The following is a 12,456-nucleotide window of genomic DNA, read 5'->3' on the forward strand; positions in this document are numbered from 1 at the left end:
TTCGTTTAGCCAGCCCGCCGGTGTCGGCGGGCGGCGGGCCTGACCTGCTTTCCGCTCAACTCCCACCGGCGGGCTGCGGCACAGCCGCGCGTCCGTAGACTCGCTTCGCCGCCCCCGTGAGGGCTGGCGCCGCCGTGAGGGAGTGCCCGTACGCCATGAGCTACCGCAACGATCCGTACGACCCGAAGCAGGTCGCCCTGCTCGACCCGGCCGCCCTGGCCGAGGCCGTCGCCGCCGCCGAGAAGGCGTTCGCCGAGGCCGGTGACCCGGACGCGCTGACCGCGCTGCGCCCGGCGCACCTCGGCGACCGGTCCCCGGTGTCGCTGGCCCGCCGGGAGATCGGCGCGCTGCCGCCGGCCGCGAAGTCCGACGCCGGCAAGCGGGTCAACGAGGCCCGCCGCGCCGTCGAGGCCGCCTACGCCGCCCGCCAGGAGGTCCTGGAGCGGGAGCAGGCGGAACGGGTGCTGGTGGAGGAGCGCGTCGACGTGACGCTGCCCCACGACCGGCGGCCCCGGGGTGCCCGGCATCCGATCAGCACCCTGATGGAGCAGATCAGCGACCTGTTCCTCGGGATGGGCTACGAGGTGGCCGAGGGGCCCGAGGTCGAGCTGGAGTGGACCAACTTCGACGCGCTCAACATCCCGGCCGACCACCCGGCCCGCGGCCTGATGGACACCTTCCACATCGCACCCGCCGACGGCTCCGCCGGGGCGGCCGGCGAGCAGGCGGGCTCCGGCCTCGTCCTGCGCACCCACACCTCGCCGGTGCAGGCGCGCACCATGCTGACCCGCAAGCCGCCGATCTACGTGATCGTGCCCGGCCGGGTCTACCGCACCGACGAGCTGGACGCCACCCACGCCCCGGTCTTCCACCAGGTGGAGGGCCTGGTGGTGGACAAGGGCATCACGATGGCGCACCTGCGCGGGACCCTGGACCACTTCGCCCGGGCGATGTTCGGCGAGGGCGCGAAGACCCGCTTCCGGCCGCACTACTTCCCGTTCACGGAGCCGTCGGCGGAGTTCGACGTCTGGTTCCCGGAGCACCGCGACGGCCCGCGCTGGGTCGAGTGGGGCGGCTGCGGCATGGTCAACCCGCGGGTGCTGCGCGCCTGCGGCATCGACCCCGAGGTCTACTCGGGATTCGCGTTCGGCATGGGCATCGACCGGACCGTGATGTTCCGGCACGGGGTCAGCGACATGCGGGACATGGCCGAGGGCGACGTGCGGTTCACCCGCGCGTTCGGGGTCGGGGCGTAGGCGATGCGGGTACGAGTTACGGAGACGGTGGTCTGAGTCATGCGAGTTTCTGTCAGTTGGCTGCGGGAGTACGTCGACCTCCCCGCCGACCTGCCCGCCGGCGACCTGGAGCAGGCCCTGGTCGGCCTCGGCATCGAGGTCGAGTCCGTCGTGGACCTGCGGGAGACCGTCACCGGTCAGCTGGTGGTCGGTGAGGTCCGGGAGATCGAGGAGCTGACCGGCTTCAAGAAGCCGATCCGGTTCTGCCGGGTCGACGTCGGGGACGCCAACGGCACCGGCGAGCCGCAGGAGATCGTCTGCGGGGCGCGCAACTTCGCCCCGGGCGACCGGGTCGTGGTCATCCTGCCCGGCGGCGTGCTGCCCGGTGGCTTCGCCATCGGCGCGCGCAAGACGTACGGGCGCAACTCCAACGGCATGATCTGCTCCGCCAAGGAGCTGGGCCTCGGCGACGACCACTCGGGCATCATCGTGCTGCCCGAGGACACCCCGGCCAAGCCGGGCGACGACGCGCGGCCGGTCGTCGGGCTCGACGACGTCGTGGTCGAGCTGGAGATCACCCCCGACCGGGGGTACGCGATGAGCCTGCGCGGCCTCGCCCGCGAGCTGTCGCACACCCTCGGCGTGCCGTTCCGCGACCCGGGCCTGGCGCCCGCTCCCGGCGGCACGGAGGCCCCGGCGTACCCGGTCGAGGTGCGGGACACGGTCGGCTGCGACCGGTTCGCCGCCCGCCTCGTGCGCGGCGTCGACCCGACGGCGGCCACCCCCGGCTGGATGCAGCGGCGGCTCACCGTCGCCGGCATCCGCAGCATCTCGCTGCCGGTCGACATCACCAACTACGTGATGCTGGAACTCGGCCAGCCGATGCACGCCTTCGACGCCGACCGGATCGCCGGGCCGCTGGTGGTCCGCCGCGCCGAGGCGGGGGAGAAGCTGACCACGCTGGACGGGGTGACCCGCGCGCTCGCGCCCGAGGACATGGTGATCTGCGACGACACCGGCCCGATCTCGCTCGCCGCCGTGATGGGCGGCGAGACCAGCGAGGTCGTCGCGGGGACGACGAACGTGCTCTTCGAGGCCGCCCACTGGGATCCGGTGATGGTGGGGCGCACCGCCCGCCGGCACCGGCTGTTCAGCGAGGCGGCGAAGCGGTGGGAGCGGGGCGTCGACCCGGCCCTGCCGCTGGTCGCCATCGCGCGGGCGGTCCGGCTGCTCACCGAGCACGCCGGCGGCACGGCCGGGGACGAGATCCTCGACATCGACCACGTCCGGCCGCGTACCCCGGTGGTCCTGCCGGTCGACCTGCCGACCCGGCGGATCGGCGTGACCTACCCGCCGGCGCGGGTGGTGGCCCTGCTGGAGCAGGTGGGCTGCACGGTCGCCCGCGGCGCCGACCGGCTCGGCGAGGACCCGGGCGAGGTCGGCGTCGCCGCCGGCGACGGCGCGGCGCTCACCGTCACGCCGCCGACCTGGCGGCCCGACCTGACCGACCCGGCGGACCTGGTCGAGGAGGTGGTCCGCCTCGACGGGTACGACCGGGTGCCGTCGGTGCTGCCGACGGCGCCGCCCGGCCGCGGCCTGACCTGGCAGCAGCGTCGCCGCCGGGCCGTGGCCCGGTCGCTCGCCGAGCGCGGGTACGTGGAGGTGCTGGCGCACCCGTTCGTCGCCCCGGAGTTGGCCGACCAGCTCGGCCTGCCCGAGGGCGACCCGCGCCGGCAGGCGGTACGGCTGGCCAACCCGCTGTCGGAGGAGGAGCCGCTGCTGCGCACCACGCTGCTCGGCCCGCTGCTCGGCATCGTGAAGCGCAATCTCGGTCGGGGCCAGCGCGACCTCGCCCTGTACGAGATCGGCGCGGTCTTCCACCCGCGTCCCGGCGCCGGCCGCCCGCCGGCGATGGGCGTGGACCGGCGACCCAGCGACGAGGAGTTCGCCGCCGCCGACGCCGTGGTGCCCGACCAGCCCCGGCACGTCGCCGTCGTGCTGACCGGCGACATCGAGCCGGCCGGCTGGTGGGGCGGGGGCCGGGCGGCCGGCTGGGCGGACGCCGTGGAGGCCGGCCGGGACGTGCTCGCCGCCGCCGACATTCCCGCGTACCGGGTCGAGGTCCGGGCCGCCGAGTACGCGCCGTGGCACCCCGGCCGCTGCGCGGAGCTGCTGGTCGACGGCACGGTGGTCGGGCACGCCGGCGAGCTGCACCCGGCGGTCGTGGCGGCGCTGGAGCTGCCCCGGCGGACCAGCGCCCTGGAGCTGGACCTGGACGCGCTGCCGGCGGCCCCGGTGGCGTCCGGGCCGGCCGTCTCGGGCTTCCCGCCGGCGCTGATCGACGTGGCGCTGGTGGTCGACGAGTCGGTTCCGGCGGCGCAGGTGCAGCGCGCCCTGGTCGAGGGCGCCGGCGAGTTGCTGGAGGGGGTGCGCCTGTTCGACGTGTACGCCTCCGAGCAGCTCGGGGCGGGCCGGAAGTCGCTGGCGTACAAGCTCACCTTCCGGGCTCCCGACCGGACGCTGACCGTGGAGGAGGCGGTGGCCGCGCGGGACGCGGCGGTCGCCCGGGCCGCGGAACGCTTCGGCGCCACCCTGCGCGGCGCCTGACGCCTGGATGTCGACGGCCCCCGTCCGGTTTCGCCGGGCGGGGGCCGTTTCCGTTGTCCGGCTCCGTCCCGGCCTCCCGCGCCCGGACGCGACGCTCATCATGCGCATACAGAAGTCTGTATGAACTTGCAGAGGCCGATCATCACTGCTAGCCTTCGCTGCATAGTCATGCGGAGGTGAGTATGGGTATCCGAGTCGCGGTAGCGGGGGCGAGCGGCTACGCCGGGGGCGAGCTGATCCGCCTGGTCGCCGGGCACCCGGAGTTCGACCTGGTCGCCGCTACCGCGCACAGCCAGGCCGGGCACCGGCTCGACGTCGTACACCCGCAGCTCGCCGGCCTGGACCTGGTCCTCGGCGAGACGGACGCGACGGCGCTGGCCGACGCGGACCTGGTCTTCCTGGCCCTGCCGCACGGGCAGTCGGCGGCCCTGGCGGCCCAGCTCCCGCCCGAGGTCCGCGTCGTCGACCTCGGCGCCGACCACCGGCTCGCCGACCCCTACGCCTGGGCCAACTACTACGGCGGCCCGCACGCCGGGCAGTGGACCTACGGCCTGCCCGAGCTGCCCGGCCAGCGGGAGCTGATCGCCGGCGCGACCCGGGTCGCCAACACCGGCTGCTACGCCGCCGCCATCACCCTCGCGCTCGCCCCGCTGATCGCCGCCGGCGCCGCCGCCCCGGCCGACGTGGTGGTCGTCGCGGCCTCCGGCACCTCCGGCGCGGGCAAGGCGGCCAAGCCGCACCTGCTCGGCAGCGAGGTGATGGGGGACCTGTCGCCCTACCGCGTCGGCACCCACCAGCACGTGCCGGAGATCAAGCAGGCCACCGGGGCGACCGGCCTGTCGCTCACCCCGGTGCTCGCGCCGATGCCCCGGGGCATCCTGGCCACCGTGACCGCCGTGCCGGCCCGGGGCGTGGACCCCCGGGCGGTGCTCGCCGAGGCGTACGCGGACGCGCCCTTCGTGCACGTGCTGCCCGAGGGAACCTGGCCGCACACCGCCGCCACCCTCGGCTCCAACTCCTGCCACCTGCAGGCCACCGTCGACGTCGACACCCGCCGGACCATCGTGCTCAGCGCGCTGGACAACCTCGGCAAGGGCGCCGCCGGCCAGGCCGTGCAGAACGCCAACCTCATGTTCGGCCTGCCGGAGACGACGGGCCTGTCCGTCTGGGGGATCGCACCATGAGCGTCACGACTCCGCGGGGGTTCCGGGCGGCCGGGGTGGCCGCCGGGCTCAAGTCCAGCGGCGCGAGCGACGTCGCGCTGGTCGTCAACGACGGCCCGGACGCCGGGGTCGCCGCCGTGTTCACCGCCAACCGGGTCAAGGCCGCGCCGGTGCTCTGGACCCAGCAGGTGGTCCGCGGCGGCGTCGTCCGCGCCGTGGTGCTCAACTCGGGCGGGGCCAACGCGTGCACCGGCCCGGCCGGCTTCCAGGACACCCACGCCACCGCCGAGCACGCCGCCGCCGCGCTCACCTCGGCCAGCCCCCGGCTGATGCTCGGGGCCGGCGACGTGGCGGTCTGCTCGACCGGCCTGATCGGCGAGCGGCTGCCGATGCAGAAGCTGCTCCCCGGCGTACGCGCCGCGATCCGCGGCCTGTCCCGCGACGGCGGTCCGGCGGCCGCCGAGGCCATCATGACCACGGACAGCCGCCCCAAGACCACGGTGGCGCGGGGCAGCGGCTGGACCGTCGGCGGCATGGCCAAGGGCGCCGGCATGCTCGCCCCGGCGATGGCCACCATGCTCTGCGTGCTGACCACCGACGCGGTGGCCGGGCCGGAGGCCCTCGACGCCGCGCTGCGCGAGGCGTGCCGGGTCACCTTCGACCGGGTCGACTCCGACGGCTGCATGTCGACCAACGACACGGTGCTGCTGCTGGCCAGCGGCGCGAGCGGCATCGCGCCGACGCCGGCCGAGCTGACCGCCGCGGTCACCGCCGCCGCGCACGACCTGGCCCAGCAGCTCGTCGCCGACGCCGAGGGCGCCACCAAGCAGATCGCCGTCGACGTGGTCGGCGCGGCGAGCGAGGACGACGCGGTCGAGGTGGGGCGGTCGGTGGCCCGCAACAACCTGGTCAAGACCGCGCTGTTCGGCAACGACCCGAACTGGGGCCGGATCCTCGCCGCGGTCGGCACCACCGCCGCCGCCTTCGAGCCGGACGCGGTCGACGTCGCGGTCAACGGCGTCTGGGTGTGCCGCTCCGGCGCCGCCGCCGAGGACCGGTCGAAGGTCGACCTGACCGGGCGGGACGTCACCATCCGGATCGACCTGCACGCCGGCGACGCCGAGGCCACGATCTGGACCAACGACCTCTCCCACGCGTACGTACACGAGAACTCGGCCTACTCGACATGAGCCTCACCACCGACCTCACCCGCGCCCAGGCCAAGGCCGCCACGCTGATCGAGGCCCTGCCCTGGCTGGCCCGTTTCTCCGGCTCGACCGTCGTGGTCAAGTACGGCGGCAACGCCATGGTCGACCCCGAACTGCAACGGGCCTTCGCCGCCGACATGGTCTTCCTGCGCTACGCCGGCCTGAAGCCGGTCGTGGTGCACGGCGGCGGCCCGCAGATCTCCGCCATGCTCGGCCGGCTCGGCATCGCCAGCGAGTTCCGGGGCGGCCTGCGGGTCACCACCCCGGAGGCGATGGACGTGGTCCGGATGGTGCTCGTCGGCCAGGTGGGCCGGGAGCTGGTCGGGTTGATCAACGCGCACGGCCCGTTCGCGGTCGGCCTCTCCGGCGAGGACGCGGGCCTGTTCACCGCCGTGCGGCGGCCCGCGTACGTGGACGGGGAGCCGGTCGACGTCGGGCAGGTCGGCGACGTCGAGTCGGTCGACGTCTCGGCGGTCACCGACCTGATCGCGGCCGGGCGGATTCCGGTGATCTCCACCGTCGCGCCGGACGCCGACGGCGTGCTGCACAACCTGAACGCCGACACCGCCGCCGCCGCGCTCGCCGTCGCCCTCGACGCCCGCAAGCTGGTCGTCCTCACCGACGTGCCCGGCCTCTACGCCGACTGGCCGGACACCGGCAGCCTGGTCAGCGAGATCACCGCCGACGAGTTGGCGAAGCTGCTGCCGTCGTTGTCCAGCGGCATGGTGCCCAAGATGGAGGCCTGCCTGCGGGCCGTGCGGCAGGGGGTGCCCGCCGCGCACGTGGTCGACGGCCGGGTCGCCCACTCCACGTTGCTGGAGGTCTTCACCTCGGAAGGGTTCGGAACGATGGTGATTCCGTCATGAGCACGCTCGTCGAGCGCTGGTCGCAGTCGATGATGGACAACTACGGCACGCCGCCGCTGGCCCTCGTCTCCGGCTCCGGCGCCGTCGTGGTCGACGAGGCAGGCCGGGAGTACGTCGACCTGGTCGGCGGGATCGCGGTCAACGCCCTCGGCCACGCCCACCCGGCCGTGGTGGCCGCCGTGTCGAAGCAGGTCGCCACCCTCGGGCACGTCTCCAACCTCTACGTCGCCGAGCCGCCGGTGGCCCTGGCCGAGCTGTTGCTGGCCCTGGCCGGCCGGTCGGGCCGGGTCTTCTTCGCCAACTCGGGCGCGGAGGCCAACGAGGCGGCGTTCAAGCTGTCCCGGCTCACCGGCCGCACCCACGTGGTCGCCACCCGGGGCGGCTTCCACGGCCGGACCATGGGCGCGCTGGCGCTGACCGGCCAGCCGGCCAAGGCCGACCCGTTCCGCCCGTTGCCCGGCGACGTCAGCCACGTCGACTACGGCGATGTCGCCGCGCTGGAGGCGGCCGTCACCGACGCCACGGCCATGGTGATTCTGGAGCCGGTGCAGGGCGAGAACGGCGTCGTGGTCCCGCCGGCCGGCTACCTGGCCGCCGCCCGGCGGATCACCGCCCGGCACGGCGCGTTGCTGGTGCTCGACGAGGTGCAGACCGGCATCGGCCGCACCGGGCACTGGTTCGCCCACCAGGCCGAGGGCGTCGAGCCCGACGTGGTGACCCTGGCCAAGGGGCTCGGCGGCGGGCTGCCGCTCGGCGCCTGCCTGGCCTTCGGCCGGGCCGCCGACCTGCTCGGCCCCGGCATGCACGGCACCACGTTCGGCGGCAACCCGATCAGCTGCGCCGCCGCCCTGGCGGTGGTGGGCACCATCGCGCACGAGGGGCTGCTCGACCACGTCAAGCGGATCGGCGAGCGGCTGCGCCGGGGCATCGAGGCGCTCGGCCACCCGCTGGTCGGCGGCGTACGCGGCGCGGGCCTGCTGCTCGGCGTGGTGCTCGCCGCGCCCGTGGCGAAGGTGCTCGCCGAGGCGCTGCGGGAGGCCGGTTTCCTGGTCAACCCGGTGCAGCCCGGCGTGGTACGGCTCGCCCCGCCGCTGATCCTGACCGCCGCCCAGGCCGACGCCTTCCTGGCCGCTCTTCCCGCGGCCCTCGACGCGGCCTCCCCGGCCGCCGCCGGCACCTCGCCGGCCGCCGCCGGCACCTCGCCGGCCGCCGCCGGCACCTCCCCGGCCGCCGCCGAGAGCCCGGCCGCCACGACCACCGCGACCACGACGGAGACGAGCGCATGACCCGGCACTTCCTGCGGGACGACGACCTGACCCCCGCCGAGCAGTCGGCCGTGCTCGACCTCGCGGCGCGGATGAAGGCCGACCGGTTCGGCCACCGGCCGCTGGCCGGCCCCCGGTCGGTGGCGGTGCTGTTCGACAAGCAGAGCCTGCGCACCCGGTTCTCGTTCGACGTCGGCATCGCCGAACTCGGCGGGCACCCCCTTGTGGTGGACACCCAGGTCACCCACTTCGGGCGGGGCGAGACCCTCGGCGACGCCGGGCGGGTCCTCTCCCGCTACGTCGCGGCGATCGTGCTGCGCACGCACGGCGACGACCGGATCGCCGAGGTCGCCGACGCCGCGACCGTGCCGGTCGTCAACGCGCTCACCGACGGGTTCCACCCGTGCCAGCTCCTGGCCGACCTGCTCACGATCCGCGAGCACTGCGGCGGCACCGCCGGCCGGACCCTGGCGTACGTCGGCGACGCCGCCAACAACCTGTCCCACTCGTACCTGCTGGCCGGGGCGACCGCCGGGATGCACGTGCGGGTCGCCGGGCCGGCCAACTTCGGCCCCGACCCGGAGGTGCTCGCCCGGGCCGAGAAGATCGCCGCCGGCACCGGCGGCTCCGTGCAGGCGCTGACCGACCCCGTCGCGGCGGTGGCCGGGGCCGACGTGGTCGCCACCGACACGTGGACCTCGATGGGTCAGGAGTCGGACGGCCTGGACCGGATCACCCCGTTCCTGCCGTACCAGGTCAACGCCGCGTTGCTGGACCACGCCGCGCCCGACGCGATCGTGCTGCACTGCCTGCCCGCGCACCGGGGCGAGGAGATCACCGACGAGGTGCTCGACGGCCCGCACAGCGCCGTGTTCGACCAGGCGGAGAATCGGCTGCACGCCCAGAAGGCGCTGCTGACGTTCCTCCTCGGGGCCGCGCCCGCCGCCCCGGACGCGGCGGCGCCGGGCGCCGCCGCGACCAGGGAGAATCCATGACCGCCCCGCTGACCCGCGCCGCCCGCCACGCCCGCCTCGTCGAGCTGATCCGCGACAAGGCGATCCACTCGCAGACCGAGCTGGCCGACCTGCTCGCCGGCGACGGCATCCAGGTCACCCAGGCCACCCTGTCCCGCGACCTCAAGGAGTTGGGCGCGGTGACCGTACGCGGCGGCGACGGGCGGGCCGTCTACCTGATCCCCGAGGACGGCCACCGGCCGCTGCGCGACGCCGAGGCGGCGCCGGCCCGGCTGGTCCGGCTGCTTCGGGAGCTGCTCAACGGGGTCGACTCCAGCGGCAACATCGCCGTGCTGCGCACCCCGCCGGGCGCAGCCCACTACCTGGCCAGCGCGGTGGACCGAGCGGGCCTGCCCGAGGTCGTCGGCACCATCGCCGGCGACGACACCATCCTCGTCGTGGCCCGCGAGGCCGTCGGCGGGGCCGCGCTCGGCGACAAGCTCGCCGGCTGGGCCCGCCGGGAAGAGAACGTTGAAGGGAGCACCACACCATGACCGAGCGGGTCGTTCTTGCCTACTCCGGAGGGCTCGACACCTCCGTCGCCATCCCGTACCTCGCCGAGCAGACCGGCGCCGAGGTGATCGCGGTCGCGGTCGACGTCGGGCAGGGCGGCGAGGACCTCGACGCCATCCGGCAGCGCGCCCTGGACTGCGGCGCGGTCGAGTCCGAGGTGGTCGACGCGCGCGACGAGTTCGCCGCCGAGTACTGCCTGCCGGCCATCCGCGCCAACGCGCTCTACATGGACCGCTACCCGCTGGTCTCCGCGCTGTCCCGGCCGCTGATCGTCAAGCACCTGGTGGCCGCGGCCCGCAAGCACGGCGGCACCATCGTGTCGCACGGCTGCACCGGCAAGGGCAACGACCAGGTCCGCTTCGAGGTCGGCCTGGGCGCGCTCGCGCCCGACCTGAAGATCATCGCGCCGGCCCGGGACTTCGCCTGGACGCGGGACAAGGCGATCGCCTTCGCCGAGGAGAAGGGGCTGCCGATCGACGTGTCGGCGAAGTCGCCGTACTCCATCGACCAGAACCTGTTCGGGCGCGCCGTCGAGACGGGCTTCCTGGAGGACATCTGGAACAGCCCGATCGAGGACCTGTACTCGTACACCGCCGACCCGGCGCAGGAGCGTGACGCCGACGAGGTCGTGATCACCTTCGACGCCGGCGTCCCGGTGGCGATCGACGGCGAGACCGTCACCCCGTACCAGGCGATCCTGGAGCTCAACCGGCGCGCCGGCGCCCAGGGCGTGGGCCGGCTCGACATGGTCGAGGACCGCCTCGTCGGCATCAAGAGCCGCGAGGTGTACGAGGCGCCCGGCGCGATCGCGCTGATCACCGCCCACCAGGAGCTGGAGGCGGTGACCGTGGAGCGGGACCTGGCCCGGTTCAAGCGCGGCGTCGACCAGCGCTGGGGCGAGCTGGTCTACGACGGCCTCTGGTTCTCCCCGCTGAAGAACAGCCTGGACGCGTTCATCGACGACGCGCAGCGGCACGTCAGCGGCGAGGTGCGGCTCGTCCTGCACGGCGGCCGGGCCACCGTCACCGGCCGGCGCTCCGAGGCCAGCCTCTACGACTTCGGCATGGCCACCTACGACACCGGCGACACGTTCGACCAGTCCCTGGCCAAGGGCTTCGTCCAGCTCTGGGGCCTGCCGAGCAAGATGGCCGCCGCGCGGGACGCCCGGCTGGGCGGCTGAAGATCGTGGGCACCACAATGGGCGGCGTGGACGACAAGAGCCTGACCGAGAACAGCGCCGCCACCAACCGCACCAGCCTCTGGGGCGGCCGGTTCGCCGGCGGCCCCGCAGAGGCCCTGGCACGGCTGTCGGTGAGCGTGCAGTTCGACTGGCGCCTCGCCCCGTACGACATCGCGGGTTCCCGGGCGCACGCCCGGGTCCTCGCGGGCGCGGGCCTGCTCGACCCGGAGGAGCTGGGCCGCATCCTCGCCGCCCTGGACGACCTGGAGGCCGCCTGCGCCTCCGGGCAGTTCCGCCCCACCGTCGACGACGAGGACGTGCACACCGCGCTGGAGCGCGGGCTGCTGGAGCGCCTCGGCAGCCTCGGCGGCAAGCTGCGCGCCGGCCGGTCCCGCAACGACCAGGTCGCCACCGACCTGCGGCTCTACCTGCGCGACCACGCCCGGGGCGTGGCGTCGCGGCTGGTCGAGCTGGCCGAGGCGCTGGTCGAGCAGGCCGGGCGGCACGTGGACACCGCCGCGCCGGGGATGACCCACCTCCAGCACGCCCAGCCGGTCACCTTCGGGCACTGGCTGCTCGCCCACGTGCAGCCGCTGCTGCGCGACCTGGAACGGCTGCGCGACTGGGACCACCGCACGGCGATCAGCCCGCTCGGCGCGGGCGCGCTGGCCGGTTCCGGCCTGCCGCTGGACCCGGTGGCCGTCTCCAAGGAGTTGGGCTTCCGCACGTCCTTCGCCAACTCCATGGACGCCGTGGCAGACCGTGACTTCGTCGCCGAGTTCCTCTTCGTCACCGCGATGGTCGGGGTGCACCTGTCCCGCCTCGGCGAGGAGGTGGTGCTCTGGACGTCGCAGGAGTTCGGCTGGGTGGAGCTGGACGACGCCTTCGCCACCGGCTCGTCGATCATGCCGCAGAAGAAGAACGCGGACATCGCCGAGCTGGCCCGGGGCAAGTCCGGCCGCCTCGTCGGCGGGCTGATGAGCGTGCTCACCATGCTCAAGGGCCTGCCGATGACCTACGACCGGGACATGCAGGAGGACAAGGAGCCGGCCTTCGACGCGGTCGACACCCTGGAGCTGCTGCTGCCGGCCCTGGCCGGGATGATCTCCACGATGACCGTCCGGGTGGACCGCCTCGTCGCCGCCGCGCCGGTGGGCTTCTCGCTGGCCACCGAGGTGGCCGACTGGCTCGTCCGCCGGGGCGTGCCGTTCCGCGACGCGCACGAGATCACCGGGAAGCTGGTCGCGCTCTGCGTGGCCCGGGACTGCGCCCTCGACGAGGTCTCCGACGCCGACCTCGCGGCGGTCAGCGAGCACCTCGACCCGTCCGTGCGGGACGTGCTCTCGGTCCGGTCGGCGCTCGCCGCCCGGACCACCCCCGGCTCGACCGGCCCCGGCCCGGTCGCC

The 12,456-nt window shown here is 74.7% G+C and carries 10 protein-coding genes; all 10 read left to right on the plus strand.

Features of this window, described 5'->3' with window-relative positions; translation table 11 throughout:
- Positions 1-155: 155 nt before the first annotated feature.
- Positions 156-1,256: a phenylalanine--tRNA ligase subunit alpha gene (gene pheS, locus AB0L34_RS19125; RefSeq protein ID WP_363705689.1), complete on the plus strand. Its 1,101-nt coding sequence runs from the start codon at positions 156-158 to the stop codon at positions 1,254-1,256.
- A 39-nt stretch (positions 1,257-1,295) separates the two neighbouring features.
- A complete protein-coding gene (gene pheT, locus AB0L34_RS19130) occupies positions 1,296-3,842 on the plus strand; it encodes a phenylalanine--tRNA ligase subunit beta (protein WP_363705690.1) in 2,547 nt (848 codons plus the stop codon).
- Positions 3,843-4,024: 182 nt separating this feature from the next.
- Entirely contained in the window at positions 4,025-5,026 is a 1,002-nt protein-coding gene (argC, locus tag AB0L34_RS19135) for an N-acetyl-gamma-glutamyl-phosphate reductase (RefSeq protein WP_357457717.1), read from the plus strand.
- Complete coding sequence (argJ, locus tag AB0L34_RS19140) at positions 5,023-6,195, plus strand: bifunctional glutamate N-acetyltransferase/amino-acid acetyltransferase ArgJ (RefSeq protein ID WP_363705691.1); 1,173 nt, start codon at positions 5,023-5,025, stop codon at positions 6,193-6,195. Before argC ends, argJ begins: the two co-directional genes overlap by 4 nt.
- Positions 6,192-7,079, plus strand: a complete 888-nt coding sequence (argB, locus tag AB0L34_RS19145; RefSeq protein WP_357457723.1) for an acetylglutamate kinase — start codon at positions 6,192-6,194, stop codon at positions 7,077-7,079. Before argJ ends, argB begins: the two co-directional genes overlap by 4 nt.
- A complete protein-coding gene (locus tag AB0L34_RS19150; protein WP_363705692.1) occupies positions 7,076-8,365 on the plus strand; it encodes an acetylornithine transaminase in 1,290 nt (429 codons plus the stop codon). The genes argB and AB0L34_RS19150 overlap by 4 nt, the downstream gene beginning before the upstream one ends.
- Entirely contained in the window at positions 8,362-9,339 is a 978-nt protein-coding gene (gene argF / locus AB0L34_RS19155) for an ornithine carbamoyltransferase (protein ID WP_357457729.1), read from the plus strand. The genes AB0L34_RS19150 and argF overlap by 4 nt, the downstream gene beginning before the upstream one ends.
- Complete coding sequence (locus AB0L34_RS19160; RefSeq protein WP_363705693.1) at positions 9,336-9,851, plus strand: arginine repressor; 516 nt, start codon at positions 9,336-9,338, stop codon at positions 9,849-9,851. The genes argF and AB0L34_RS19160 overlap by 4 nt, the downstream gene beginning before the upstream one ends.
- Positions 9,848-11,050 (plus strand): argininosuccinate synthase, encoded by a 1,203-nt coding sequence (locus AB0L34_RS19165; protein ID WP_350681736.1) that lies wholly within the window; start codon positions 9,848-9,850, stop codon positions 11,048-11,050. The genes AB0L34_RS19160 and AB0L34_RS19165 overlap by 4 nt, the downstream gene beginning before the upstream one ends.
- Positions 11,051-11,067: 17 nt before the next feature.
- The coding region (argH, locus tag AB0L34_RS19170) for an argininosuccinate lyase (protein WP_363705694.1) at positions 11,068-12,456 on the plus strand (1,389 nt) is incomplete at its 3' end.

Source organism: Micromonospora sp. NPDC052213 (assembly GCF_040679695.1).
In the GTDB taxonomy this organism is placed as follows: domain Bacteria; phylum Actinomycetota; class Actinomycetes; order Mycobacteriales; family Micromonosporaceae; genus Micromonospora.

Excerpts from the sequence above, each read along its gene's own strand:
- pheS (WP_363705689.1), top strand. The coding sequence starts at position 156 with ATGAGCTACCGCAACGATCCGTACGACCCGAAGCAGGTCGCCCTGCTC.
- pheT (WP_363705690.1), top strand. The coding sequence starts at position 1,296 with ATGCGAGTTTCTGTCAGTTGGCTGCGGGAGTACGTCGACCTCCCCGCC.
- argC (WP_357457717.1), top strand. The coding sequence starts at position 4,025 with ATGGGTATCCGAGTCGCGGTAGCGGGGGCGAGCGGCTACGCCGGGGGC.
- argJ (WP_363705691.1), top strand. The coding sequence starts at position 5,023 with ATGAGCGTCACGACTCCGCGGGGGTTCCGGGCGGCCGGGGTGGCCGCC.
- argB (WP_357457723.1), top strand. The coding sequence starts at position 6,192 with ATGAGCCTCACCACCGACCTCACCCGCGCCCAGGCCAAGGCCGCCACG.
- AB0L34_RS19150 (WP_363705692.1), top strand. The coding sequence starts at position 7,076 with ATGAGCACGCTCGTCGAGCGCTGGTCGCAGTCGATGATGGACAACTAC.
- argF (WP_357457729.1), top strand. The coding sequence starts at position 8,362 with ATGACCCGGCACTTCCTGCGGGACGACGACCTGACCCCCGCCGAGCAG.
- AB0L34_RS19160 (WP_363705693.1), top strand. The coding sequence starts at position 9,336 with ATGACCGCCCCGCTGACCCGCGCCGCCCGCCACGCCCGCCTCGTCGAG.
- AB0L34_RS19165 (WP_350681736.1), top strand. The coding sequence starts at position 9,848 with ATGACCGAGCGGGTCGTTCTTGCCTACTCCGGAGGGCTCGACACCTCC.